Origin of the sequence: Herbaspirillum rhizosphaerae (assembly GCF_001189965.1) — a bacterium.
GTDB classification, from domain to species: domain Bacteria; phylum Pseudomonadota; class Gammaproteobacteria; order Burkholderiales; family Burkholderiaceae_D; genus Herbaspirillum; species Herbaspirillum rhizosphaerae.
This window is the reverse complement of record NZ_LFLU01000008.1, coordinates 160,345-186,626: the sequence shown is the minus strand read 5'-3', so window position 1 is coordinate 186,626 and position 26,282 is coordinate 160,345. Positions and strand designations below refer to the sequence as shown.

At 60.1% G+C, this 26,282-nt stretch carries 22 protein-coding genes; 8 read left to right on the top strand and 14 right to left on the bottom strand.

What is annotated here, in order from left to right:
- Positions 1-113 precede the first annotated feature (113 nt).
- The gene (locus tag AKL25_RS13370) at positions 114-833 is read left to right on the top strand and encodes an SDR family oxidoreductase (protein ID WP_050478160.1); all 720 of its coding nucleotides are present in this window, start codon (positions 114-116) and stop codon (positions 831-833) included.
- Positions 834-958: 125 nt separating this feature from the next.
- Here the strand turns inward: AKL25_RS13370 and AKL25_RS13365 are convergent, their stop codons facing one another.
- The 5 genes from AKL25_RS13365 to AKL25_RS13340 form a co-directional block, all read right to left on the bottom strand.
- Entirely contained in the window at positions 959-1,504 is a 546-nt protein-coding gene (locus AKL25_RS13365; RefSeq protein ID WP_050478159.1) for a hypothetical protein, read from the bottom strand.
- Positions 1,505-1,532: 28 nt separating this feature from the next.
- Positions 1,533-1,970 carry a hypothetical protein gene (locus AKL25_RS13360; protein WP_050478158.1) on the bottom strand — a complete coding sequence of 146 codons (438 nt, stop codon included), beginning with the start codon at positions 1,968-1,970 and terminating at the stop codon, positions 1,533-1,535.
- A gap of 662 nt (positions 1,971-2,632) precedes the next feature.
- Positions 2,633-3,532 carry an NAD-dependent epimerase/dehydratase family protein gene (locus AKL25_RS13350; RefSeq protein WP_050478156.1) on the bottom strand — a complete coding sequence of 300 codons (900 nt, stop codon included), beginning with the start codon at positions 3,530-3,532 and terminating at the stop codon, positions 2,633-2,635.
- A 17-nt stretch (positions 3,533-3,549) separates the two neighbouring features.
- The gene (pip, locus tag AKL25_RS13345) at positions 3,550-4,524 is read right to left on the bottom strand and encodes a prolyl aminopeptidase (RefSeq protein WP_050478155.1); all 975 of its coding nucleotides are present in this window, start codon (positions 4,522-4,524) and stop codon (positions 3,550-3,552) included.
- Between the two features lie 51 nt (positions 4,525-4,575).
- A complete protein-coding gene (locus AKL25_RS13340; RefSeq protein ID WP_050478154.1) occupies positions 4,576-5,541 on the bottom strand; it encodes a threo-3-hydroxy-L-aspartate ammonia-lyase in 966 nt (321 codons plus the stop codon).
- A gap of 290 nt (positions 5,542-5,831) precedes the next feature.
- Between AKL25_RS13340 and AKL25_RS13335 the strand changes: the two genes are divergently transcribed.
- Positions 5,832-7,994, top strand: coding sequence for an EAL domain-containing protein (locus AKL25_RS13335; protein ID WP_157050636.1), 2,163 nt, complete (start codon positions 5,832-5,834; stop codon positions 7,992-7,994).
- Positions 7,995-8,303: 309 nt separating this feature from the next.
- Positions 8,304-12,209 (top strand): ATP-binding protein, encoded by a 3,906-nt coding sequence (locus AKL25_RS13330; protein ID WP_205627245.1) that lies wholly within the window; start codon positions 8,304-8,306, stop codon positions 12,207-12,209.
- 46 nt (positions 12,210-12,255) lie between these two features.
- On the opposite strand, the gene AKL25_RS13325 is transcribed toward AKL25_RS13330, so the two are convergent.
- On the bottom strand, positions 12,256-12,684 hold the full coding sequence (locus tag AKL25_RS13325; RefSeq protein ID WP_050478153.1) for a DUF4186 domain-containing protein: 429 nt from the start codon (positions 12,682-12,684) through the stop codon (positions 12,256-12,258).
- Positions 12,685-13,067: 383 nt separating this feature from the next.
- Here AKL25_RS13325 and AKL25_RS13320 point away from each other — a divergent pair, with 383 nt between their 5' ends.
- Positions 13,068-13,559, top strand: coding sequence for a C40 family peptidase (locus tag AKL25_RS13320; RefSeq protein ID WP_050478152.1), 492 nt, complete (start codon positions 13,068-13,070; stop codon positions 13,557-13,559).
- Positions 13,560-13,663: 104 nt separating this feature from the next.
- Here the strand turns inward: AKL25_RS13320 and AKL25_RS13315 are convergent, their stop codons facing one another.
- From AKL25_RS13315 to AKL25_RS13295, 5 genes are all read right to left on the bottom strand, one after another.
- On the bottom strand, positions 13,664-14,458 hold the full coding sequence (locus AKL25_RS13315; RefSeq protein ID WP_050478151.1) for a transporter substrate-binding domain-containing protein: 795 nt from the start codon (positions 14,456-14,458) through the stop codon (positions 13,664-13,666).
- Positions 14,459-14,507: 49 nt separating this feature from the next.
- A complete protein-coding gene (locus tag AKL25_RS13310) occupies positions 14,508-15,263 on the bottom strand; it encodes an amino acid ABC transporter ATP-binding protein (protein ID WP_050478150.1) in 756 nt (251 codons plus the stop codon).
- Positions 15,247-15,900 (bottom strand): amino acid ABC transporter permease, encoded by a 654-nt coding sequence (locus AKL25_RS13305; protein ID WP_050478149.1) that lies wholly within the window; start codon positions 15,898-15,900, stop codon positions 15,247-15,249. Before AKL25_RS13305 ends, AKL25_RS13310 begins: the two co-directional genes overlap by 17 nt.
- Complete coding sequence (locus AKL25_RS13300) at positions 15,897-16,679, bottom strand: amino acid ABC transporter permease (RefSeq protein WP_050478148.1); 783 nt, start codon at positions 16,677-16,679, stop codon at positions 15,897-15,899. The genes AKL25_RS13305 and AKL25_RS13300 overlap by 4 nt, the downstream gene beginning before the upstream one ends.
- A gap of 462 nt (positions 16,680-17,141) precedes the next feature.
- A complete protein-coding gene (locus AKL25_RS13295; protein ID WP_050478147.1) occupies positions 17,142-18,011 on the bottom strand; it encodes an NAD-dependent epimerase/dehydratase family protein in 870 nt (289 codons plus the stop codon).
- A gap of 616 nt (positions 18,012-18,627) precedes the next feature.
- Here AKL25_RS13295 and kdgD point away from each other — a divergent pair.
- Positions 18,628-19,539: a 5-dehydro-4-deoxyglucarate dehydratase gene (kdgD, locus tag AKL25_RS13285; RefSeq protein WP_050478145.1), complete on the top strand. Its 912-nt coding sequence runs from the start codon at positions 18,628-18,630 to the stop codon at positions 19,537-19,539.
- A gap of 313 nt (positions 19,540-19,852) precedes the next feature.
- Positions 19,853-20,311 (top strand): nuclear transport factor 2 family protein, encoded by a 459-nt coding sequence (locus AKL25_RS13280; protein ID WP_050478144.1) that lies wholly within the window; start codon positions 19,853-19,855, stop codon positions 20,309-20,311.
- Positions 20,312-20,391: 80 nt separating this feature from the next.
- On the opposite strand, the gene AKL25_RS13275 is transcribed toward AKL25_RS13280, so the two are convergent.
- Entirely contained in the window at positions 20,392-20,760 is a 369-nt protein-coding gene (locus AKL25_RS13275; protein WP_050478143.1) for a hypothetical protein, read from the bottom strand.
- Positions 20,761-20,916: 156 nt separating this feature from the next.
- Here AKL25_RS13275 and AKL25_RS13270 point away from each other — a divergent pair, with 156 nt between their 5' ends.
- Positions 20,917-21,870 (top strand): AraC family transcriptional regulator, encoded by a 954-nt coding sequence (locus AKL25_RS13270; RefSeq protein WP_050478142.1) that lies wholly within the window; start codon positions 20,917-20,919, stop codon positions 21,868-21,870.
- Between the two features lie 6 nt (positions 21,871-21,876).
- Here AKL25_RS13270 and AKL25_RS13265 read toward each other — a convergent pair whose 3' ends face one another.
- A complete protein-coding gene (locus tag AKL25_RS13265; protein WP_083444694.1) occupies positions 21,877-23,466 on the bottom strand; it encodes a hypothetical protein in 1,590 nt (529 codons plus the stop codon).
- 302 nt (positions 23,467-23,768) lie between these two features.
- Here AKL25_RS13265 and fnr point away from each other — a divergent pair, with 302 nt between their 5' ends.
- On the top strand, positions 23,769-24,527 hold the full coding sequence (gene fnr / locus AKL25_RS13255; RefSeq protein WP_050478140.1) for a fumarate/nitrate reduction transcriptional regulator Fnr: 759 nt from the start codon (positions 23,769-23,771) through the stop codon (positions 24,525-24,527).
- A gap of 130 nt (positions 24,528-24,657) precedes the next feature.
- Here fnr and hemN read toward each other — a convergent pair whose 3' ends face one another.
- Positions 24,658-26,088: an oxygen-independent coproporphyrinogen III oxidase gene (gene hemN, locus AKL25_RS13250; protein WP_050478139.1), complete on the bottom strand. Its 1,431-nt coding sequence runs from the start codon at positions 26,086-26,088 to the stop codon at positions 24,658-24,660.
- Positions 26,089-26,282 lie beyond the last annotated feature (194 nt).

Here is a 26,282-nt window from a genome sequence, read left to right as displayed (position 1 = left end):
ATTCGCAAGCTTTGGTTATGAATGTAATAAAAGAATCATAGTTTATTAAAAAAACCGATGCAATCAGAATACTTCCTGCGCCGTCCGGTGCAATAGATAGGGAGTTAATTGATATGAATCTGCAAAACAAGAAAATCGTCATCCTGGGTGGAACATCCGGCATCGGCTTTGCGACTGCCCGGGCAGCGCGCATGCAGGGAGCGGAAGTCGTCGTGTCGTCTTCAAAAAGAGAAAAGGTCGACACGGCTGTCGCTGCACTGGGCGCGAGTGCAATTGGCGTGGTGGCGGACGTGAACAGCGCCGAATCCATGGCGCGTTTATTCAAGGACGTCGGTGATTTCGACCATCTGGTTTATACGGCCGGCGAGAGCCTGTTGTTCGGCAATCTGGATGGGCTTGAAATGAGCGCAGTACGCGATGCATTCGACGTGCGGGTGTTCGGCGCAATTGCGGCGGTCAAGGCGGCCCTGCCCCACATACGGCAAGGCGGTTCCATCGTGCTGACCAGCGGCATCGCCAGTTCCCGGGCGCCCAAAGGCTTGACGATCGGCGCCAGCATTTGCAGTGCGATGGAAGGCTTGACGCGCGCACTCGCGGTCGAACTGGCGCCGCTGCGCGTGAATATTGTCAGCCCGGGTTTTGTTCGTACGCCGCTGTGGTCAAACATGCCGGAGCAGGATCGGGAAGCGATGTACCAGCATGCCGGTTCGGCCTTGCTGGTCGGGCGTGTCGGCGAGGCCGACGAAATTGCCCAGGCCTACCTGTATTTGATGAATAACACGTTTGTTACCGGGCAGACCGTCGTGATCGACGGCGGCGGCGTTCTCGTCTGAACGCCGCCAAAAGGCTCTCCGGTCGGAGAGCCTTTTTATTGCCAACCCAATCTGTCCGATCGGATTTTTCTGCAAAAAAAAGGACCGGTCATGGCAAACCGATCCTTCAGGGCCGACTATACAAATTAGAAATCAAGCGCCGATATCTTGCGCAAAGCTTCTGCAATATTGTTCTTCGCAGCGCCTTCAGTTGCCAGGCGCAGTCGTTCAATGCCGGCAAAGGCATCGCTGGTCGTTGCCGTATGTTCAGACTTGACCGATTCCTGCCAGATGACGGCGCCGGTGTCGGCTCGCTTCAGGGTCCAGCCGGCTTCCATTTTCACTGTAAAGGAAAAACCAAACGAGGGCTGATCGATATTGAAAATGGTGACCGTCAGGACGGTGTCGCCGCCGCTGCCTTTGATCACGCTGGAGAAGACTTTCGAGCTGGTGATGGCGTTGCTGATCGCATCGGCGAAAGCGGCATCGGAGATTTGCGACTTGCCGGTCGCGCTGGTTTCCTTGCCGCCGCCGACTGTCAGCGAGACGGACTGCGCATGCTTGTTGGTTGTCTTGATGGCTGCAGGCGTCATGCCCACCGCTGTCGACGGCGAGGCGCATCCGCCCAGCATGGAAGAAGTAAGCACCACCGCGGCGACGCCGAACAGGCTGCTGGAAAAAATGGATTTCATTGAAACTTTCATTGGGTTCTCCGTAAATTTATTTAGCTTCTTTGTAAATATTGGTCATCACCTCTTCCACCATTTCCGGCGGCGACTTTCTGGTCAGCGAGGTGTGGAAAGAATTGCCGGTGGCAACAGGGAAATTGTTCGGCTGCCGGACATTGATGGTCAGTTCCAGCATGTACATGGTGATGTCCCAGAACCATTTGTCGATGTAGGTCACCACACCGTCGGCCTGATACGGCGGCGCCAGCTCCGGCCCGGTTGTCACCGAATATCCCTTTTTGACCAGGAAATCCTTGATCAGCTGATCGACATTTTTTTCATCCTTTGGCGACTTCACGACGTAGAAGGTTTTCATGGCCGTCAGGTCGGTGCCGGGCGTGAGGCTGGCGGTGGCGCGATTGACGGCACATCCTGTCAACGCTGACAAGGTCGTCAGCAGGACTGAAATGAATATGATTTTTTTAAGCATGAATAAAGCATCCGTTTTTGATTTGACGGAGCCGTTGACTACCGGCCCCATTTTTTAATCACCGCTTTTGTTCTTTCTGTTCCCTTTATTATTTATCCCCTGTTTGCGACCTCCCCCGGCTTGTGTTTTCCTGCGCCCCTCGCGGGCCCTGCTCGCGCGCTATGCGGGCGAGTTCGTCCCTATGCGGGTAGTCCCCGCTCGTGGAAAGGATATCGCCTGCCATGAAGACAATGGCTCTGCGTACCGTTCCGCTGCTGAAATCTTTGGACGGGAAATAGCGAATGCATTCCCGGAACGACGCTCCTTCGACCCACACCGCATCGTTGGTCTGCGCGCATTGCTCACGTGTAGAGTTGGAACCGGACGCTGCTCCCGTACTGGAAAAATGATCGTCGAGCCCGTAGTTCCTGACCGTCGATGCGCAACCGGAAAGAAGTCCTGCGGCAACCGCACGGACATACCCCACCCTTGTTATTTTTTTCATCGCTTGTAGTCGATTGCTTTTCTTGCAATCATTTTTTTACTTATACGGAAACAGCATCACCCCTTGCTGCCATTTTTATTGGATGTTTGCACAGGGAGCTGACAATCGACTGACGAATCTTTACCTATTTTTTCGCGGCATCCAACCTACCGAGAATGCACTTTTCCAACGATCAAAATCACGCCATCTCTTCCTCGATCCACGCAATCGCCGACGCATGCTGCGGCTGCCAGCCCAGTTCCTTGCGGGCCCGGATCCCGCGAATGCGGCTGTTGGAGCCGAGCGAATAGCGCGCCCGCCCGAGTCCCCAGACAGCGATGGCATCTTCTTCGCTAAGTCCCTCTATTTTCGCTATGCCGAGGCGCTTGCCGATCGCGGCGGCGATGTCGGCCAGCGAGGCCTCGCCGTTTTCTACGAAATAGAAAGATCCTGCCGGTGCTTTTTCCAGCGCCAGCTGGTACAGCGCGCACACGTCGTCGATATGCACCGTCGCCCAGCGGTTGAGGCCGGGGCCGACGATCTGCACGATGCCGCAGGCGCGCGCATGATCGACCAGCGCGGGAATCTGCACGCTGTCCGGATGCAGGCCCTTGCCGGTGCCATAGATCAGGGTGTTGCAGAGGATGACGGTCCTGATGTCCATCGTGCCGGCGGCATCGATAATGCGGCGGTCGAGTTCATAACGGGCTTGCTTTCCCTCGGCCACGATCAGCGGCGTGTCTTCGTCGAAGATCTTGTCGCTCAAGGACTTGCCGGCCACGGCGTCGCCGACGGTGCTGGATCCGCTGGTATGCAGCAAGGGCTTGCCGCTGCCCGCCAATCCTTCCAGCAATGCTTCGATTGCCGGACGATGGTCGCTGCTGGCGCAGTTGATGACGGCGTCGGCGTTGCCCGCCTCCTGCATCAACAGCTGTTTGTTGTCGAGGTCGCCGAGGACCGGTTCGATGCCCAGTGCGCGCAGACGTTCGGCTTTTGCCGCGTCGCGCACCAGGCCGCGGATATGGTGACCCGATTTCATCAGATGCAAGGCAATCGAGCCGCCGATGTAGCCGCTGGCGCCGGTGATGAAGATGTTCATGAGGCGTTCCTTAATTCTTAATTGTCGGCAAAGCTGTCGGTGGCGCCGATCAGCTTGTCCAGGATGCCGGGCTCGTTATAGGCATGACCTGCGGCCTCGACCAGATGGAACTGCGCGTTCGGCCAGGCCTTGTGCAACTCCCAGGCCGATCCGGCCGGTGTGGCGAGATCGTAGCGGCCTTGCACGATGACGCCGGGGATATCTTTCAGACGTCCGACATTGGCGAGCAGTTGGCCTTCTTCCATGAAACCCTTGTGCACGAAGTAGTGGTTCTCGATGCGCGCAAAGGCCAATGCAAAATGCGCGTCGCCGAACTGGTCGATCATGCCCTGGTTCGGCAGCAAAGTGATGGTCCCCGCCTCCCATTGGCTCCAGGCGCGCGCGGCTTCCAGCTTGGCGGCTTCGTCGCTGCCGGTCAGGCGCTTGTGATAGGCCGTCATGAGATCGCCGCGCTCCGCTTCCGGGATCGGCGCCAGAAATGCTTCCCAGCGGTCCGGACTCAGCCACGATGCGCCTTCCTGGTAGTACCAGTCGAGCTCGCGCTGGCGCAGCAGGAAGATGCCGCGCAAGATGATTTCCGTGACTCGCCCGGGATGGGTTTCAGCATAGGCAATGGCCAGCGTGCTGCCCCACGAGCCGCCGAAGACCTGCCATTTGTCGATGCCGAGCATGACGCGCAGGCGTTCGATGTCGGCCACCAGATCCCAGGTGGTGTTGGCGTCGAGGTTGGCATGCGGTTGCGAGCGCCCGCAACCGCGCTGATCGAACAGCACGATGCGGTATTTCTCCGGATTGAACAATTGCCGGTGCGACGGACCGCAACCGCCGCCGGGGCCGCCATGCAGGAACACCACCGGCTTGCCCTGGGGATTGCCGCAGACTTCCCAATACACCTGATGACCGTCGCCGACGTCCAGCATGCCGCTGTCGTAGGGATTGATCGGCGGGTAGAGCTTGCGCAATGCTTGAGGTGCAGCGGTCGAACTTGTCATTGGTGTGTTTCCTTAAGTTTCGGTCTTGCAGCAGGTTCTTGCAGGAGGATTTCATGCGTCGGCAAAATAGCCGGCCAGCTTCGCCAGATCGACGTTGCCGCCACTGACCACGACGCCCACGCGCTTACCCTTGAGTTGCTCCTTCATCTTGCGCACGGCGGCGTAGCTCAGGCAGCCGGTCGGTTCGACGATCATCTTCATGCGTTCGGCGTAGAAGCGCATGCAGGCGATCAGCTCGTCGTCGCTGACGGTGAGGATGTCTGCAACGTCGCGCCTGATGATTTCAAAGGTGTAATTGCCGACATGCTGGGTCTGGGCGCCGTCGGCGATGGTGCGCGGCGTGTCGATGTGGATGATCTTGCCGGCGCGCAGCGATTGCTGGGCGTCGTTGCCGGCTTCCGGCTCGACGCCGTAGGTTTTGCAGTCCGGCGCCAGCGCCCTGGCCGACAGCAGCGAACCGGACAACAGGCCGCCGCCGCCGAGGCAAACGAACAAGGCATCGAGCGGGCCGGTTTCTTCCAGCAATTCCTTGACGGCGGTGCCCTGCCCGCTGATCACATCCGGGTGGTCGTAGGGCGGGATCATGGTGAGGCCGTGCTTTTCCGCCAGGTTGGCGCAGATCTCTTCGCGATTTTCGGTGTAACGGTTAAAGCGCACCACCATGCCGCCATAGCCCTTGGTGGCGGCGACTTTGGCTTCCGGCGCGTCTTCCGGCATGACGATGGTGGCGGGCATGCCGAGCACCCGGGCCGCCAGCGCGATAGCCTGGGCATGGTTGCCCGACGAAAAAGTGACGACGCCGTCGGCATGCTGTTCGGGCGTGAAGCGCGCCAGCGCATTCATGGCGCCGCGGAACTTGAAGGCGCCCATGCGCTGGTAATTTTCACATTTGAAGAAAATCTCCGCGCCGATTTCGTCATTGGCGGTGCGCGAAGTCAGCACCGGCGTCTTGTGGGCGTGCCCTTCGATGCGTTTGGCTGCTGCGACGACGTCGCTGTAGTCGGGAAGCGTGAGCATGGATTCTCCGTTGTTGTGTCGTTGCCGGGGTGCTGCCGAATTGCTAGCGGACGGCGGCTGCCTAGTGATAGTTGCACTACAGATAGTAGATTATTTTCACCATGCAGGTGCGGCAGCGCTTCAGGCCGGCGACGATTCCTTCAGGAAATCCCCGATACAAACGCCTCGCCTCGCCGCGTATTATTTCTTCATGGCACCGACCGGCGCCGATGCGGCATGCAGCACAGCGCCGCAGCAATGAAGCGCCGGCGCCGTTCCCCAAACCGACTGCATGCAAAGGATAGCAATCCATGAAAACCAACTTATGTGAGCGTGTATCCGCGGCCCGCACTTTCGGCGGCATGCAGCACCGGCGTCCGCCCAAGCAGCGCGTCCCGCCGCTGCAACTGGTGACTGCCACGGTGTCCGACGACCGCTTCGAAGCCATCGTCAAATCTTCCGACGATGCCATCATCAGCAAGACCCTGACCGGCATCATCACCAGCTGGAACCCCGGCGCCGAGGCGATCTTCGGCTATACCGAAAGCGAAATGATCGGCCGGCCGATGCTGCGCCTGTTCCCCATCGAACGCCAGGATGAGGAGTACTACATCCTCGAAAAAATCCTCGCCGGCGAACATGTCTCCCATTTTGAAACCGTCCGCATCCACAAGAGCGGCAAGCCGGTCCATGTATCGGTCTCGATCTCGCCGGTGCGCGACAAGGACGGCAATGTCGTCGGCGCTTCCAAGATCGCCCGCGACATCACCGCCCAGGTTGAACTGGAAAGCGCCGCCGAGCAATTCCGCGCACTAGTCAGTTCCTCCGACGACGCCATCATCACCAAAGACATCAACGGCGTTATCTGCAGCTGGAACGGCGCCGCCCAGACCATCTTCGGCTACACCCAAGAAGAAATGATCGGCGAATCCATGCTGCGCCTGTTCCCGGTGGAACGCATTCAGGAAGAAACTTTCATTCTCGGCAAGATCCTTGCCGGCGAAAAGGTCGACCATTTCGAAACCGTGCGCATCCGCAAGGACGGCAAGCAGATTCATGTGTCGGTGACGATTTCGCCGATCCGCGATCGTTACGGCAATGTCGTCGGCGCGTCGAAGATCGCGCGCGACATCACCCCGCTGCGCCAGCATCAGGAAAAGCTGGAGCACATCGCCCATTACGACGGCCTCACCGACCTGCCCAACCGCCTGCTGCTGACCGATCGCCTGCGCCAGGCCATGGCGCTGTGCAAGCGCGGCAACCAGCAGTTGGCGGTGCTGTACCTGGATCTGGATGGCTTCAAGCAAATCAACGACACCCACGGCCACGATGTCGGCGACGCGTTGCTGGTCGCCCTGTCGCGCCGCATGGCCGGCAGCCTGCGCGAAGCCGACACGCTGGCGCGCATAGGCGGCGACGAGTTCGTGGCGGTCCTGATGGATATCAACAATGCCGAGAAACTCAAGCGCATCGTCGGCCGCATCCTGTGCGCTTGCGCCGAACCGGTGATGATCGACGGCAAGCGCCTGGAAGTCACCGCCAGCATCGGCGTGACCACCTATCCGCATGACGACGCCGACGAAGACCAGTTGATGCGCCATGCCGACCTGGCCATGTACGAAGCCAAGCAGTCGGGCAAGAATCGTTTTCATATCTTCGACGCCTTCCGCGAAGCCGAAGGCAAGAGCCGCCATGTCTACGTGCGCCGCCTGAGCGAAGCGCTGGAGCGCAACGAGCTGCTGCTGCACTACCAGCCGAAGATCAACATGAAGACCAACGAAGTGGTCGGTGTGGAAGCGCTGATCCGCTGGCAGCATCCGGACCGCGGACTGTTGTCGCCCTCCGCTTTCCTGCCGCTGATCGACGGCCACTCGATCAACGAAGAACTGGGCGTGTGGGTCATCGGCCGTGCGCTGGCGCAGATGGCAACCTGGCGCGGCCAGGGCATCCGCATGCCGGTCAGCGTCAACCTGGCGCCGAACCAGTTGCAGGATGAATTGTTCCCGACCATCCTCGGCAACCTGCTGTCCCGCTATCCCGAACTCGACCCCGCCGATCTTGAGCTGGAAGTGCTGGAAACCAGCGCCATGCAGGATATCGAAGCCGTCTCGCGCGTCATGCAGGCCTGCCGCAACCTGGGCGTGCAGTTTTCCATCGACGATTTCGGCACCGGCTATTCGTCGCTGACTTACCTCAAGCGCCTGCCGGCCAAGACGCTCAAGATCGACCAGAGCTTTGTGCGCGACATGCTCAGCGACCATGAAGACCTGGCCATCGTCTGCGGCGTGATCGGCCTGGCGACGGCGTTCCAGCGCAAGGTCATCGCCGAAGGCGTGGAAAGCGAAGCCCACGGCAAGAAACTCATGGAACTGGGCTGCGAGCTGGCCCAGGGCTACGGCATTTCCCGCCCGATGCCCGGCCCCAAGCTGCGCCAGTGGCTGGCGGCATGGAACCTCAACCCGGCCTGGATCTGATTCAAGCGATCACTTTTATCGGTCACGAGTGCGGACGCTTCGCCGGATTCATGCATTCCGGCGGCGTCCGCATGTTTGCGTTCCCGACAACATTCGTTGTAGGACAAACACTCATTCCCCGGTAAGAAAGCCTGCGCCGCAAGAGCCGGCCAGCACTTTTCCGCGATTCCTTCGTAAGATAGCAAGCGAAGCATTTCGCCGGAATGTTCTGCGCACTGCTGTTGCCATGTTTGCTCTCCCAGTCATCCTGAGAATTCACTCTCCACAATCTAATAATATGATTCATCCCAGTGAATGCAGAGGTTGCCCATGAATCTCGATCCCGCATCGGCCCAGTATGGTTTTCTTAAAGGTACGGGAACGCTTGGCCAGCTGATTTTCGACCATGACTGGTCGGATTCTCCGCTCGGGCCGATCAGCCAATGGCCGCAAAGCCTCAAGACCGCCGTCAGCCTGATGCTCAATTCGCGTCAGCCGATGTGGCTGGGCTGGGGCGATCAGGTCACCTTCCTCTACAACGACGCTTATATCGATGTGTTGAGCCAGGCCAAGCATCCCTGGGCGCTGGGACGGCCGGCTGCCGTAGTCTGGGCCGAGATTTGGGATATTTGCGGTCCTATCGCCGACAAGGTGTTCCAGCACGGCGAAGCCACCTTCGTCGACGATGTGCGCCTGTTCATGAGCCGTGCAAGCGGGCCGGAAGAGAATTACTTTTCTTTCTCTTATTCGCCGATCCGCGATGAGTCAGGCGAAGTCGGCGGCTTGTTCTGCCCGAACGCCGAAATGACCGCCAAACACCTCAATGCACGCCGCCTGCGCACCTTGTCCGAACTGGCTTCCGGCGCCCTGATGGAACGCACGGCCGGCGCTGCGGCGGCCACGGCGGCGACCATTCTGGCGAAGAATCCGGACGATATTCCCTTTGCCCTGCTCTACCTGAGCGACTGCAGCCAGCGCCAGGCGCTGCTGGAACAAAGCGTGCACCTGTTGCCGCTGAGCGGGATTGCTCCCGAGTGCATCTCCCTTCATACCGACGAGACTGACGACGGGCAACTCTGGCCGGTCGCGCGCGTGCTGTCGCAAGCAACGCAGGAACTGGTCGACGTGCGTCATATCGATACGCTGCCGCTCGGCCTGGCCGACCAGCATATTCGCCAGGCCATCATGTTGCCGCTGGCTTCGCCCGGCCAAGATCGGCCGATCGGCGTCCTGATCTGCGGCATCAACCCGACCAGGCCGCTGGACGACGATTACCAGACCTTCTTTAACCTCCTGGCAGGCCAGCTGACGGCAGCAATCCAGCAGGCGCGCGCCGCCGAAGCCGAAACCCGGCGCGCCAACCTGCTGGCCGAGCTGGATCAGGCCAAGACCGCGTTCTTCAGCAACGTCAGCCATGAGTTCCGCACTCCGCTGACCCTGATGATGGGACCGCTGGACGACATGCTGAGCGATCAGGAACATGAACTGGCGCCGGCCCAGCGCGAGCGCGCCCGCATGCTGCGGCGGAATACCCAGCGCCTGCAAAAGCTGGTCAACGCCCTGCTCGATTTTTCGCGGATCCAGGCCGGGCGCACCCAGGCATCCTATACGCGGGTGGATCTGGCGGCCTTCACCTCGGACCTGGCAAGCACCTTCCGCTCCACCATCGAAGGCGCCGGACTGATCTTCGAAGTCGATTGCCCGCCCTTGCAGGAAGAGACGTATATCGACGCCACCATGTGGGAAAAAATCGTCCTCAACCTGCTGTCGAACGCCTTCAAGTTCACCTTTGAGGGCAAGATCAGCCTCCAACTGAGCGGCCATGGCGACCATGTGATGCTGACCGTGAGCGACACCGGGGTGGGGATTGCCGCCGATCAGTTGCCGCTGGTGTTCAAACGTTTCCACCGCGTCGAAGGAAGCCATGCTCGCACGCATGAAGGTTCCGGCATCGGCCTCGCGCTGGTGCGCGACCTGGTCAATTTGCAGGGCGGCGCCATCAGCGTGAACAGCCAGCTGCAACGCGGTTCTTCATTCGTGCTGACCATCCCGGCCGGGCGCACGCATCTGCCGGCCGATCGCGTCAGCGACAGCGGCGAAGCCGTCAGTTCCGCCCATAGCCCATTGGCGGATGCCTATGCCGCGGAAGCCGACCGCTGGATTGCCGCCAACCGCAGCGAGGACGAAGAGCAAAAGGCGCTGCTGCCGCCCCCCAATGCCGGACGCGATCCGGCGCTGTGTTCGGGCGCCCGCATTCTGGTCGCGGACGACAACGCCGACATGCGCGACTATCTGAGCAACCTGCTGCAACCGCACTGGGAAGTGGAAAGCGTCGCCAACGGCGCCGATGCGCTGGCCGCCGCACGCGCCTATCCGCACGACCTGATCCTGTCCGACGTGATGATGCCGCAGCTGGACGGCTTCGGCCTGCTGGCGCAACTGCGCGCCGACGAGGCCACGCGCGATATTCCTTTCATCCTGCTGTCGGCCCGCGCCGGCGAAGAAGCCCGGCTGGAAGGCCTGGCGGCCGGCGCCGACGACTATCTGGTCAAACCGTTTTCCAGCCGCGAGCTGATCGCCCGCATCGAATCGATGCTGCTGCGTTCGCAGATCCGCGCCATGGAGAAGCGCCACGGCGACCGCATGAGCACCATCTTCGCGCAGGCGCCGGTAGCCATCGCCATCACCCGCGGCCCCAACCACATATTCGAGCTGGCCAATGCCCCCTACCTGGAGCTGATCGGCAATCGCCCCATCATCGGCAAGAGCGTGCGCGAGTCCCTGCCGGAGCTGGAGGGCCAGAGCGTGCTCGACCTGCTCGACGACGTCTACCGCCACGCCGAGCCGTATATCGGCCGCTCGCTCGCCGTCAGCCTGCGGCGCAGCAGCACCGGCATGCCCGAAGAACGTTTCTTCGATTTCGTCTACCAGCCGATGCTCAAGCCCGACGGCAGCATCGAAGGCATCGCCGTGGTGGCGTTCGAAGTCACCGAACTGACCCGGGCGCGCCAGGCGGCGGAAGTCGCCAATCGCACCAAGGACGAATTCCTGGCCATGCTGGGCCATGAATTGAGAAATCCGCTCACGCCGATCCTGACTGCCGTGCACCTGATGCGCTTGCGCGGCGGCGGCGGCGTGGAAAGAGAATGCAGCGTCATCGAACGCCAGGCCCGCCATCTGGTGCGGCTGGTCGACGATTTATTGGATGTATCGCGCGTAGCGCAAGGAAAGATCAACTTGCAAAAGAAAAAAATAGAAATTGCCGACGTCATCGCCAAGGCAATCGAAACCGCCAGCCCGCTGCTGGAAGAACGCCATCACCGCCTGACCGTCAATGTGCCCTCGCAAGGCCTGCCGGTGCACGCCGATCCGGAACGATTGACCCAGGTGCTCGCCAACCTGCTGACCAACGCCGGCAAGTACACCGAGAATCGCGGCCATATCCGCATCGACGCCACGCTGGACCACAGCCAGGTGGTGGTTGACGTGCGCGACAATGGTATCGGCATCAAGGCCGAAATGCTGCCGCATGTGTTTGAAATGTTCGCCCAGGAAACGCAAGCCATCGACCGCGCCGGCGGCGGCCTTGGGCTGGGGCTGGCCATCGTGCGCAGCCTGACCGAACTGCATGGCGGATCGGTGCATGTGCATAGCGCCGGCGCCGGCATGGGCAGCGTGTTCACCATCAAGCTGCCGGCCGTGATGAGCGAAACTTCGCCGCTATTGTTGCCGCGGCCGTCAGAAGACGCCATCGCCCTTGCCCCGACGGCCGAAGGCTGCGCTATCCTGGTGGTCGACGACAACCAAGACGCCGCCCAGATCCTCGCCGAATTGCTGGCCATGCAGGGGCACGAAGTCCGTGTCGCCTACGATGGTCCCTCGGCGCTGGATATCGTCCAGCATTTCACCCCGCGTATTGCCTTGCTGGATATCGGCCTGCCGATCATGGACGGCTATGAAGTCGCCGCCCATTTGCGCGCCCTGCCGCATCTGCAAGGCATAGGGCTGATCGCGCTGACCGGCTATGGCCAGGCCAGCGACCGCTTGCGTTCGGCCAACGCCGGTTTTGACCATCATCTGGTCAAGCCGGTGGACATCGATGTGGTGGAGGAATTGATCCGCACCACGCTGATCGTGCGCCCGGGCGAAACGAGCGAAACGGATATGCCGCCGGCAATACTGGCGGCGGCGTCAAACGGGGCCGACAACAGCGTCGGCGGCAGGGAATTGTCCTGAGCGGACACGTTCAGCCGCGCCGCTATTTGTGCAATCAAGTCAGCGATCAGAACAAGACGCCCTGCCGCGCTGGTTCGCGGCCGCCATCACGATCGTAAATGGTGTTGCTGCTTGCCTCGGCCGGCGGCGGCTGGCCGTCCAGCCAGCGCGCCAGCACATCGAGCACATGCTGTTGTTCCAACGTGGTGAGCGCCTCCCCTTTGCCGATGCCGTGCCATTTCTCCAGGCACGAGCGGCAGCAGGTCGCAGTAGCGTGCTGGGCGACAAATACAGGATGCCCGCGAAACGGCGTCTGCTTGCCGTCGTTGACCGGAAAAGCCGGCGTCAGGCGGGTCGCAATGAAGCCTTCGGCATGCTGCAAGACTGTCTCCAGACCATGCTCCTGCAGGTAGCGGTACTCCGTGGGCTTCAGCGTGAAGCCCACGCGAAATTGCGAATGGCGCAGTCGGTCGAAAATGAGGTCTGGTGAATACATGCATCCCTGAGGCGGCAAAGCCCGTGCGGTATCAACGCTTTCATCCTAGCGCAGGGCATGACCGGATTGCAGAAGACATCCTCCGATTGCCGTGTCGGACTTTCTCCCATCCCGATTTCCAGCCCCGATCTTACCGCCCGTCCGACAGCACCGATCACCATGCTCATGGCCGTCAACCCGCGGTTCCTGGGATGATCACGGTGATCTTCTGAGAATTTTCCTGTTTTTGAGAATCTTCTTATATAAGCCCGGTCTACAAATTCCTACACTTGCCTGCGTGCTTCGGGTTCGCTTCATTTTCTTGCCTTCCCCTGCCTTTTATCGCTCAGCCTGCTCTTTCCGCGCCATGCGGGGGCGTTTCATTGTCTTTTCCGGAATACCACATGCATTTCCTGCCTGCTCGCTTGCTCTTCGTATTCGCACTCATGTTGCCGGCCTGTGCCGTCCAAGCCGGCGAATCCCAGTCCAGGATACCGTCGATCAACCGTTTGCTGGCAGTGGAAGCGCTCAACAGCCTGTCGAGCGGCATCCGCTATCGCTTCGGCGGCACCGATCCCGACAGCGGGCTCGATTGCAGCGCCTTTGTCGCCTATCTGTTTCGCGAAGCCAGCGGCGGCTCGCTGCCGCGCACCGCGCGGGAAATTCGCGATGTCGGCGAACCGGTCAGCCTGAACGACATGAAGCCGGGCGACCTGGTCTTTTTCGGCAAGGGCAAACGCAGCGCTTCCCATGTCGGCGTCTATGTCGGCGGCAAAAAATTCATCCATGCCTCGCGCAAGCACGGCACCATCTACGAGTCGAAGCTCGACGAACCCTACTGGCATCGCCGTTTTAGCGGCGTACGCCGCCTTGCTCCGGCACTTCCCCAATCCTGATCCGTATTGCCGGCAATAAAAAAGCCGCTCCTCAGAGCGGCTTTCAGTTCATCCCCGCCAGCGCAGGGACGATACAAGAACCGTTTTTATTGGTTATACGAAAATTATTGCTTGGCGACGGCTGCCGGCAGATGACGACCGTGGAATTTCACGTAGATCGCGTCCAGCTTGCCGTTGCGGTGGTTCGACACGACCCAGTTGTTGATCCATTCCTTCAGGCGCGGCTGGTTCTGGTTGAAAGCGATGCCCAGGTCAAAGTCCTTTTGTGCGAACTTCAGTTCCAGGTTCTTGCCCGGTGCGCGCTTGATCATTTCCGACAGGTTCGACGGTGTGCTGGAGAAGATTTCGACCTGGCCGGTGACCATCGATGTGATCAGGGTGGCGTCGTCTTCATAGCGCACGATTTCCGCGCCCTTGGCTTGTGCGGTCGTCAGCGTGTCGTTGACGGTGGCGCGTGTCAGGCCGATGCGTTTGCCGTTGAGGTCGTTGTAATCCTTGATCTGGATATTCTTCGGACCGCCGACGATGATGGTGATGACAGCGTATGGCACCGAAAAGTCGACAACCTTGGCGCGTTCAGGCGTGATCGACAAGTCGGCGATGACGACGTCGGCACGGTTGGCTTGCAGTGTCGGGATACGCGCAGCGTTGGTCACCGGCACGATTTCCAGCTTCACGCCCAGGTCCTTGGCGAATTGCTCGGCGGTTTCGACGTCGGAACCGGCCGGTTGCAGGTTGGCGTCGGCGAAGCTGAACAGCGGCGTGCCCATGGCGATCGCCACGCGGACCTTGCCGGCCTTCTTGATGTCGTCGAGCTGGTCAGCCATGGCGACATGGGCCAGACCGGCGGTCAGTAATGCAGCGATGCAGGTGCGGGCGAAGAGTTGATTCAGTTTCATGCAGGTCTCCTTGGTTTGATTGTGTTGCAATGAAAAATTACGTTTGGAATTACAGGCCGTTGTTGAGGAAGGCTTGCAGTTCCGGCGTCTTGGGGTTGTCCAGCATTTCACCCGGGCCGACTTCCCATACGGTGCCCTGGTGCATGTAAATGATGCGATCGGCCACGCGCTTGGCGAAGGCCATCTCGTGCGTCACCAGCAGCATGGTCATGCCGCCGGCGGCCAGGTCTTCCATCACGCGCAGCACTTCGCCGGTCAGCTGCGGATCGAGCGCCGAGGTGACTTCATCGAACAGCATGACCTTCGGCGCCATCGCCAGCGAACGGGCAATCGCCACGCGCTGTTGCTGGCCGCCCGACAGCTGCTCGGGATAGGCGTCGGCCTTGTTGCCCAGGCCGACCTGTTCCAGCGCCGCCATCGACACGCTCAGGGCTTGCGCCTTCGGCTGCTGCTTGACGTGGCGCAGCGCCAGCATGATGTTTTCCTGCACGGTCAGGTGCGGGAACAGGTTGTAGCTCTGGAACACGATGCCGACTTCCTGGCGCAGCTTGTGCAGATCGATCGCGGGATCGTCCACACGCATGCCGCACACTTCGATGGTGCCGGAATCGACCTTTTCCAGACGGTCGATACAGCGCAGCGCAGTGCTCTTGCCGGAACCGCTGGCGCCGATGATGGCGATCATCTCGCCCTTTTGCACTTCAAAGGAAACACCCTTCAGTACCTGATTCGAGCCGAAACTCTTGTAGATCTGATCCAGCTTGACGATAGGGCTGGTAACGGCGGTATTAACGGTTGCTGACATTGAGCTTATTCTCCATCGATTCACTCCAGCGCGAGAGCGGGTAGCACAGTACAAAATAGAACACCCCTACCAGACTGAAAATCAGGAAAGGCTGAAAAATTGAGTTGTTGATAATCTGACCGGCGCGGGTCAGTTCGATAAAGCCGATCACGGACGCCAGCGAAGTCATCTTGATGACCTGCACCAGGAAACCCACGGTCGGCGGCAGCGACAAGCGGAACGCCTGCGGAATGATCACCAGGCGCAGCGTCTGCCAGCGCGTCAGCGACAGGCATTCGGCGGCTTCCCACTGCGGACGCGGCATCGCTTCCACGCAACCGCGCCAGATGTCGCCCAGATAGGCGCTGGTATAGACCATCATCGCCAGCCCGGCGGCCACCAATGCCGGCAAGGCAAAGCCGTACACCGACAGGCCGAAGTAGACGATGAACAACAGGATCAGCAGCGGAATGCCCTGGATGCACTCGATGTACACCAGCGTCGGCATCCACAGCCAGCGGCGCGGCGAAATGCGCGCCAGCATGACGGCGAAACCGCCGATGCTGCCGAGGATGAAGGCCAGCCCGGACAGGACCAGCGTCCACCAGATCGACTGCACCAGATAAAGGAAATGTCCCCAGGAGAAACTGCCGATCATGATGCGCTCCCGTTGGTGTTGGTGGTATTGGCGGCTGCAGTGGCAACTGTGGCCTGAAACGGCGGGATCGCAGGAGGACGACGGCGCGCCATTTCCAATGCGGCGCGGCGGATGACGCGGCGGCGCTTGAACAGATACTCGCCGAAACCCCATGCCAGCAGCTTGACTAGGATCGACAGCGCCAGATACATGAAGGCGACCACGATATAGGTTTCCAGCGAGCGGAAGGTATCCGACTGCACGGTGTTGGCGATCGCGGTCAGTTCTTCGGCCGAGATCTGCGACGCCATGGCCGAGGCTTGCATCATCAGCAGAAACTGGCTGGTCAGCGCCGGATACACGCGTTCGATCGATGGTTGCAGCATGACGTGCCACGCGATGCGCCAGCGCGACAGACCGAGGCATTCCGCCGCTTCGATCTGCCCCTTTGGTACCGATTCCAGCCCGGCGCGAATGATTTCCGCCGCATAGGCAGCGATATTGATGATCATCGCCAGCACCGCAGCGGCAAACGTCGGCATGTGGATGCCGAGGCTGGCCAGCCCGAAGTACAGCAGGAAGATCTGCACCAGGAAAGGCGTGTTGCGCACCGCCTCGATATAGGCGGAACAGGCTTTGGAAACGAAGCGGTTGCTGCCGCGTTTGAGAAATGCGATCAGCGTGCCGGCTGACACCCCGACCACGATGGCGACTGTGGTCATCTTCAGCGTCAGCCATGCACCGGTCAGGAAGACCGGCCAATATGGCGCAAGAGGACCGAAATTAAGTGAAAAACCCATGCCGATGATGCCCTTTATACGTGGTCTACTCTGCTCGGCGATGTAATGACAGTGGAGGACACGAGGAAACCGCCGACAATAAGGCGAACCGCCGTGAATGATACTGATCGAAAAACCGATCGATTTCCCTGAGCTTGCGGCGTCGTCAGCGGGATTACTAAGGCTCCCCTCCGATGGCGTCGCGTGCATGCGGTGTGGGCGTTATTGTTATTGGTTACTGTCGCTCACCGTCACTACTACCGTCTCGCTACTCCCCGTTCATGACCGGCAACATTGCGCTGTCTCCTGCCGGATGCTGAACCAGGTTGACTATCTTGCTATCCACCCTCGCTTGCGGCTTTTGCCACAAGCGGAGCAAAGATAGCATAGATGTACGATAACATACAATTAAAAAATGTGCGTATTCACCTATCGCCATTCAAGCGTTTATTTCGCGGCAACAGGCGCGCTTTTCCGATGCGCTTATTTCGGATCGAAAGGTCCGGTAGCCGTGAAGATGCCGCCCTGATAGACACGTACCGGATCGTCCGCCGCCGGCATCGGTTGCGCTTCGATCCGGGCGCGATACACGTCTGAGGTGTCGCGCGCCTGGAAGCCGAGATGCGCGGCGTAACGGTTGTCCCACCAGGTCGACGGATTATTGGACATCCCGTAGACGACGGTGTGACCTACGTCAGGGGTGAACAGGCAGCAACGCAGCAGTTCGGTCAGGTCGTCATAGCTCAGCCAGCTGGCTAGCGAGCGGCGATCCTTCGGCTCCGGGAAAGACCAGCCGATGCGGATACTGACGGTTTCAATACCGTAGCGATCGAAATTGAACTGCGCCATGTCTTCGCCGTAGGACTTGGACAAGCCGTAATAGCCGTCGGGACGGCGCAGGTCGCGCGCGTCGATCTTCTCATCCTGGCGATAGAAACCGGTCACATGGTTGGAGCTGGCGAAAATCACGCGTTTGACGCCATGGCGCCGCGCCGCTTCGTAGACATGGAAAATGCCCTTGATGTTGGCTTCCAGGATCTCTTCAAACGGACGCTCGACCGAGACGCCGCCCAGATGCACGATGGCGTCGCAACCGGCGATCAGCGCGTCCATTGCCGCGCGATCGGCCAGGTTGCAGGGAACGACTTCTTCATGCGCTGCAGCCTCGTCGGCCAGCGCGCCCGCCAGATCGGACACGCGCACGATATCGGCAAATGCCGCCAGCCGTGGGCGCAGCACCTTGCCCAGGCCGCCGCCGGCGCCGGTCAGCAACAGGCGACCGAATTTTTGACCAACTTGGGATGAATGCGAATCGGATGCTGCCGTGCTTGAGGTTGTTGCTTGGTCGGCCATGTTCAGTGTTTCCAGTATTGGTGGGGTATTCGGGATGCTGCTTGCACTTGCTCTGTATCTGCCGGCGGTCTTTTCTGCCTTGATAGCAGGCGGGCGACTTTTCTTCCGGACTTGCCTTGCTGCGCGTGATACGTTGTCTTATAACGCGAGCAAGGATTATCGGTCTCGCTTCATTTCCTTGTCAAACAAAGTCCGAGACAAAAATTAAATATTCTTGCGCTGCGACGCATCAAATCGGCGCTTTCACCGGCACGCGTAGCGGCTGCGGGAATGAGAAATTACTTTAAGTATTTAATTTTTAAAAATATTAATAAATTCAATTTACTAAGAATGATATTTAAAGTTATTTATGACCATTAAATCAAGCGTTCCGACGGCCTCTGAGCGCACTGCACCAAACTTTTCGGCACCGCTCGCGCCTCCCCATCTTCTTCGTAAAAAGTTACTCAGCGCCATTGGCAAATGCAGAAACTGCATTGTATGATGACTGATAACAAATAATTCCAATCCAAATCGAGACTCTCTTCAGCCACCCCTGCCACTTCTTAATGCCATCCTTAATGCCATCCTTAATGCCATCCTTAATGCCATCCTTAATGCCATCCTTAATGCCATCATGACGCCACAAGAACTTAAATCCATCATGGGCTCCGGCCTGCTTTCGTTTCCCCTGACCGACTTTGACGCCAACGGCGACTTCAACGCCCGCAGCTACGCCGAGCGCCTGGAATGGCTGGCTCCTTACGGCGCCAGCGCCCTGTTTGCAGCCGGCGGCACCGGAGAGTTTTTCTCGCTGACCGGACAGGAATATCCGACCATCATCCAGACCGCCGTCGAAACCTGTCGCGGCAAGGTGCCGATCATCGCCGGCGCCGGCGGCCCCACCCGCTATGCCATCGAATGCGCGCAAGCCGCGGAAAAAGCCGGCGCGCACGGCATCCTGCTGCTGCCCCACTACCTGACCGAAGCCGGCCAGGACGGTCTGGCGGCGCACGTGGAGGCCGTCTGCAAGAGCGTCAAGTTCGGCGTCATCGTCTACAATCGCGGCCAATGCCGCCTGACGCCGGCCACCCTGGCGCGCCTGGCCGAGCGCTGCCCCAACCTGGTCGGCTTCAAGGACGGCATCGGCGACATCGAACTGATGTCCTCTATCTACATGAAGATGGGCGATCGCTTCGCCTACCTCGGCGGCTTGCCGACGGCGGAAGTCTATGCCGCCGCCTACAAGGCGCTGGGCACGCCGGTCTACTCCTCGGCGGTGTTCAACTTCATCCCGAAAACCGCGATGGAGTTCTATCACGCCGTCGCCAACGACGACATGAGCACCCAGCATCGCCTGCTGCGCGAGTTCTTCATGCCCTACCTGGAGATCCGTAACCGCATGCAAGGCTACGCGGTCAGCATCGTCAAGGCAGGCGCCCGCCTGGTCGGCCACGACGCCGGTCCGGTGCGTCCACCGCTGACGGATCTGAACTCCGCCGAGTGCGACGCGCTGGCAGCGTTGATCGCCAAGATGGGGCCGCAATAAGAAATACAGAAATCACCGCCGTACCCACCAGGGCCTGTTAACAGTGAATTTGCGAGTGCGAACGCGCGGCAGGCGTTGGCTGCCTAGGCGCAGCGACGCGACGTAGCGGTGCTACGGCAAGGAGCTGCAACAACGGCAGGCGACGCCTGCAGCCGTTCCCGAAGGGTTGTTGCCGTATAGCGCGCTGGCTGCGTTGCATGGCTTGCAGGTGGGCCCGCCACCTGCTACGCCACGCGCCTTGCCAGCACGCTATACGGCAACAACGCATCTCACAAATTCACTGTTAACAGGCCCTATAACCTAAGGAGACTAGATGTTCAAGAAATGGATGTATCTCTGCAGCGCCATGGCATGCTCGATGGTCATTGCGCAAGGCGCCGCCGCGGCACCGACAGCCGACGAACAAGCCGTTGCGACCGCCGTTGAAAAACTGCGCGCAGCCATGACCTCGCCGATCGACCGCGCTTCGCTGGAGCAACTGGTCGACAATCATCTGAGCTACGGCCACTCGAACGGCGTGGTGCAGACCAAGGCCGAATTCATCGGCCAACTGGTCAGCGGCGAATCGACCTTTGTCAGCATCACGCTGTCCGACCAGACCGTCAACGTGCAACAAGACGTGGCGGTCGTGCGCCACACCCTGACGGCGGCGACCAACGACTCCGGCAAGCCGGGCAATGTGTCGCTGAAGATCCTGATGGTCTGGAAGAAATCCGGCGGCCACTGGCATCTGCTGGCGCGCCAGGCGGTGCGTTTTGCGGCGCCGACCTGATTCAGGTTTGCTGCCATCAAAAAAAACCGAAGCTGCGGCTTCGGTTTTTTTATGGATGCCTGAAAAAGGCCATGGAAAAATCAGCTCACAATGAACTGATAGTCGATCAGAATCTTACCCTGCTGGTCAACATGCAAGACCTCCAGCCCCGTTGCCAGCACATCGCCGGTCGCCGGCCGGATCATTTCCCAATTGAAGGTAACGACGTCGCGCAGCAATTGCGCATTGGGGACGGCGCGAAATACATTGCCATTGATGTCGACGTTCTTTTCAAAAGAGCCGGCAATACGCTCCTCCAGCTCGCGATAGCCGCGTGCTTCGCGCGTTTTCACATAATGCGCGCCATCGACAGCCCAGAGGGCCTGGATCTGCTCACGCCTGATCACCTTGTCCGGCTGGTTCCACACCGATACGTAGCGGTCCGCCAATGTTTGAGCCTGAAGAGTCATGTTCGTGTCCTTGTGGGTTGAGATAACAATCGCCAATCGGCAACGACATGGAGATGTGCTTTACCTTGATTGATACGCCAGTGTAGGCAGAGATAAATAGACGACCCATGCTCAATACGATAAATTCATTGTCCCATCGTCCATTTCGCACACATCATGGATCCTCTCGACGAAGCACTCGCCGCCATGCGCGTAGAACGCGCGCTCTACGCCCGACTCGAGGCAAGCGCTCCGTGGGGACTCAATACCCGGCGCATCGACGGCACCACGCGTTTCGGCCTGATGGTGCGCGGACGCGCCTTGCTGACCATGGCCGACAACCATGAGGTACCGCCTGTTGAGCTGGTGGCAGGCGATTGTTTTTTCATTCCGCATGGCGCGGCCTACCAACTGCAGGATGCACCCGGCTCGCCGCTGGAGAATTGCGTCGATGCGGTACGCAACAGCATCGATGGATTGGTCACGCTGGGAGCCGGCAACGGCGCGGCGGCAGCAACGATTGTCAGCGGCTGGTTTCACTACGATGAGCGCGGCGCCAGACCGCTGCTGGACGCCCTGCCGCCGCTCTTGCACATCCGTATGGACGATGCGCGCACGCAAGTCCTGCAGGCTTCCTTGCAATTGCTGGCGATGGAAACGGCGCAACGAGACCTTGGCTCAGGCCTGATCATCAGCCGCCTCGCCGATATCATCTTTGCCCAGGCGGTGCGCGCCTACATGCATGCACTGGATCCGGAAACGGAGGCCGGGTGGCTGGCCGCCCTGTCCGACCGGCGCATCGGCCTGGCGCTGCGGGCCTTGCATCGCGATGTCGCGGCCGGATGGACAGTCGATACCTTGGCCGCTGCGGCCGGCATGTCGCGCTCGGCATTTGCCCAACGCTTCAAGGAAAAGGTCGGACGGCCGCCGCTGGATTATCTGGCGCATTGGCGCATGTTTCGCGCGGGCGACATGCTGCTGCACTCAGACCGGGCGCTGGCGGCAATTGCGGAAAACGTCGGCTATGAATCCGAAGCCGCCTTCAACAAAGCCTTCAAACGCTGGAGCGGCATCGCGCCGGGCGCCTACCGCCGTCAGGCAAAGGCGATTGCCGGCGCACAGGCTGCATGAGATCGGCTAGGATGACTTGGATGTGCGCCCGCTTAGCTGCGCCGGATCCGACTGCAAGACGGCCATGCTGTTGATCGACGCCAAGGTCAGCTCCCAGCTGTAGCTGTCCTGCGCGGTGCGCTTGCTGTTGGCGGACTGTGCAGCCTTGAATTGCGTGAGGTAGTCCATCACCCATGATGACGACTGCGGCGTCGTCACATCCGACTCCAGATTTCCCATCACATATTTCTGAACGCGTTTGGACTGGCTGGCCGACTGCGTCAGCGATGCCTTGGTCAGCGCGCCCAGCTGGTAGGCGATGCTGGCCTCGCTGCTCGCGTGGTCATCGATCTGGGTGTAATAGTAGTTTTGCGAATTCTTGTCGGTCGTCAGCCGCAGTTGCAGCCCGGGCGACAGCGGTTCATGGTAGCTGGCGCTCAGGTGCGACTGCTGGCGTTGCGTGATGGCGCGGTTCAGTTGCCCGTTGCCGGTGACGCTGCTGTTTTGCGAAACGTCGTAGGCAAAGGTGTCCGATTCGTTCGAATGCATGGGATTGCTGAACTGCGTGTTCTGCGTGACCGAAGCCGTGAAATCTGCCAGGCCGGTGAGCAGGCTGTGGTCTTCGGCGTTCAGCTTGAAAACGCCCGGCATGCCCGCCTGCTGCTGCGAAGCCGGATAGTTGCTGTTCATCTGCGAGAACGCATCCTTGAACATCCCCATCAGCGACGCGTCGCCATGGCCGCGCGTCTGTTCGTAGTCGAATTGCTTGAGGTAACCGGCAATCGCCTGTGCCTGCTGCTTGGCGTTGCCGAGGATGGCGGGATTGCTCAGGTCGACGGCCACCTTCATGGCGCCCATCGGCCCGCTGGAATTGACCGAGCGCGTCTTGCTGTCGGCATGGAAATCGATGATCTGGTTGTCGCCGTTTACTTTCACGCTCGCATGCAGATCGACCGATGCCAGCACCGTGGTGTCGAACTGCGTCAGTCCCGTCAGGTCCATGTGCGGCGGATTGGCAGTCAAGCCGTCGATGGCTTTCTGGAAGGCCCCGGAAAGCTTGGACAGCGCTGCACGGTCGCCGTCGCTGAGCGTGCCCTTGGTGACCTTCACATCGACCGCCAGCCCGGTGTCGGTGCTGCCCAGCGTCAACTCCACCTGCGCTCCGCCGACGGTCTGGATGCTCAGGCTGATCTGATTGTCCGGCGTCTTGTGCAACTGCGACTGCATCGTGGTTTCCATCAGATTGCCCGGCGCCATACCAGAGGCGAACTGCATCACCGATTGCGAAAAATTGCTGGCGTCGGTGTCGAAACGCCCCAGCAAGGCCGCGCCGAGATCCTTGAATCGCAGCGCCGGCGTGGAGGCATTGTTGTTCGCCCCCATCAGCTTGCTGACGGCATCGCTGGACGCGTTCTCCCATACCGGCGGCTCCGGCGGTTTGGCGGTCGGCAAGGTATACACCTGCGCGCTGCCGCCGGACTGGCCGAGCGTCACCGTGGTGAACGACTGGGCGGTGTTCTGGCCGGAAGAACTGCTGGATGGCGTTGCTGCTTTGGCTGCCGGTATCGAAGACGATACGGCGGGGCTCGCCGCCCCCAGCGAAGACACGTTTGTCATAGTGGCAATCTAATGTACGGACCTGATGTGCGGACGGAGAGCACCTCACTCCCCGATAGGTGCTTTACGGCTATCCATGGAGAATCTTTACAATTCTTTTCAGGCAAGCGGCGTCATGCACTGCGCGCTGCGCACACACGCGACACACACGCGATGAAGGTATTTCGTCCGAATCCGGCGCCATCTCTTGATCCAGATCAAGGACCGGTCAGATACCCCGCTCTGCGGCCTCTGTCGCCCTGCTCCCTGCGCTATATTGGACAAAACAACCATCCGTGCGGGTATTCGTACGTCTCCACGCCATGAGCAATCCTCAACTGATCCAGCGATCCGCCAGTTTCCAACCCATGAAAACCAGTTGCGCCAACTGCAGCATGCACCAGCTGTGTTTGCCCATGGGGCTCGACAATGCCGACATGGACAAGCTCGACCAGATCATCGGCCGCCGTCGCCGCGTCGCCCGCGGCGACACCTTGTACCGCATGGACGATCCGTTCGGCAGCCTGTACGCGATCCGTCTCGGCCATTTCAAGACCTACCAGCTCAACCCTGCCGGCGAGCAGCAGATCACTGGGTTCCAGATGGCCGGCGAACTGATGGGCATGGACGCCATCAGCACCGACAAGCATCACTGCAACGTCGCGGCGCTAGAAGACAGCGAGGTGTGCGAGATCCCGTTTCACCGGCTGGAGGAATTGTTCGGCGTCATCCCGACGCTGCTGCGCCATTTCCACCGCATCATGAGCCAGGAAATCACGCGCGAACAAAACGCCATGCTCCTGCTGGGCAACATGCGTGCCGAGCAGCGTTTTGCGGCTTTCCTCGTCAATCTGTCCTCGCGCTATGCGGCGCGCGGCTATTCATCGACCTGCTTCCAGCTGCGCATGTCGCGCGAAGATATCGGCAACTATCTCGGCCTGACCATCGAGAGCATCAGCCGCCTGGTGTCGCGCTTCCGCAAGCTGGGCTGGCTCGGCGTCGACAAGCGCGAAATCCAGCTGCTCGATCCGGATCGCCTCAAGGCGCTGGCGGCCGGAGCGGAAACCTGCCCCGCAGCCTGACCGCACATTACTGTCGTCCTGACGAAAGTCAGGATCCGGCGTCGTGTAGGCCTTCTGTCGTATCCACCTTCTTCACGACACCGGGTCCCAGCTTGTGCTGGGACGACAGCCATAAGATGTCACGTTCTGTTCAGATAGTCCGCGAATATCGCTGCGGCTGAACCTGCTGCTGCAGCGCGCCCTGCAAGTGGCGGTCAAACACCATGCAGATATTGCGGATCAGCAAACGCCCTCTCGTCGTAACCGTGATCCATTCATCATCGATGATCACCAGACCGTCCTGCTCCAGCCGGCGCAAACTCTCCAGCTCGCTGCCGAAATAATCGCCGAAGGTAATCGGATAAGCCGTCTCGATGGAGGCAATCGACAGTTCGAAATTGCACATCAGCCGCTGGATGATCAGGCGCCGCAGCACGTCGTCCATGTTCAGGCGGATGCCGCGCACGATGGGCAGCTCGTTCTTGTCGATGGCGTCGTAGTACTCGTCCAGCGTCTTGACGTTCTGGCTGTAGGTAGAGGCGACCGCGCTGATGGCCGAGACCCCGCACGCCACCATGTCGGACTCCGCATGGGTGGAATAACCCTGGAAGTTGCGGTGCAAACGTCCCTGCTGCTGGGCGATGGCAAGGTCGTCGGTCGGCAGCGCGAAATGATCCATACCGATGTAGACATAACCCGCGTCGGTCAGGCGGCGTATGCCCAATGCCAGCATGTCCAGCCTGGCCTCTGCGCCAGGCAGCGCATCCGGATCGATGCGGCGCTGCGGCTTGAAAAGATGCGGCAGATGCGCATAGTTGTAGAGCGAGATGCGGTCCGGCGCGGCGCGAATCACCTTGTTCAGCGTCTGCGCCATGCTGATGACGTTCTGTCCCGGCAGGCCGTAGATCAGGTCGATGCTGATCGAGCGGTAATTGGATTCACGCGCGGCGCGGATGATGTCCAGCGTCAGGTGTTCGGGCTGAAGGCGATTGACGGCCTTTTGCACCACGGTATCGAAATCCTGCACGCCCAGGCTGAGCCGGTTGAAGCCCTGCTTGCGCAGACTGGCGACGCGTGCGGCGGACACGGTGCGCGGATCGACTTCGATGGAATATTCGCCCGCGTCGTCATCGGCAAAACGGAACCAGCGCTGCAAGTGCGCCATCAGGTCCGCCATCTGGGCGTCGGAGATATACGTCGGCGTGCCGCCACCCAGATGCAATTGTTCGACCTGGTTCATGCCGTCGAACAGTCTTCCCTGCATTTCGATCTCGTGCTTGAGGTAGCTCAGGTAAGTCGCCGCCTTGTCGCGATTTTTGGTGACGATCTTGTTGCAGGCGCAGTAGTAGCAGATGTTCTCGCAGAACGGAATGTGCACGTAGAGCGACAAGGGATTGCGGCTGCCGCGGGTGCGCATGCCGGCCACCGCCTGCAGGTAGTCGCGGTAGCCGAAGGCGTCGCTGAAGCGGTCGGCGGTCGGATAAGACGTATATCTCGGTCCCGACTGGCTCAGCTTGCGCACCAGTTGCGCGTCGAATTCGACCGATGGTTCGGCGACCATCGGCATTGCGGATACCACCATGTTTTTAGCTCCAGAGGCGACCGCGACGTGTTCAGTTTTGCTGGGTTGCCGTGCCGAGGCGACACGGCGAGCGGCCCGATCACGGCAAGTCTAAAGACCTCCTCCCGCCGCCATCTTGACCTACATCAAAAGGCCCGCAAACGCAGATGAAATACCCACCTGGCACGGCTTGCCGCCGGTCACCTCGCTACGCT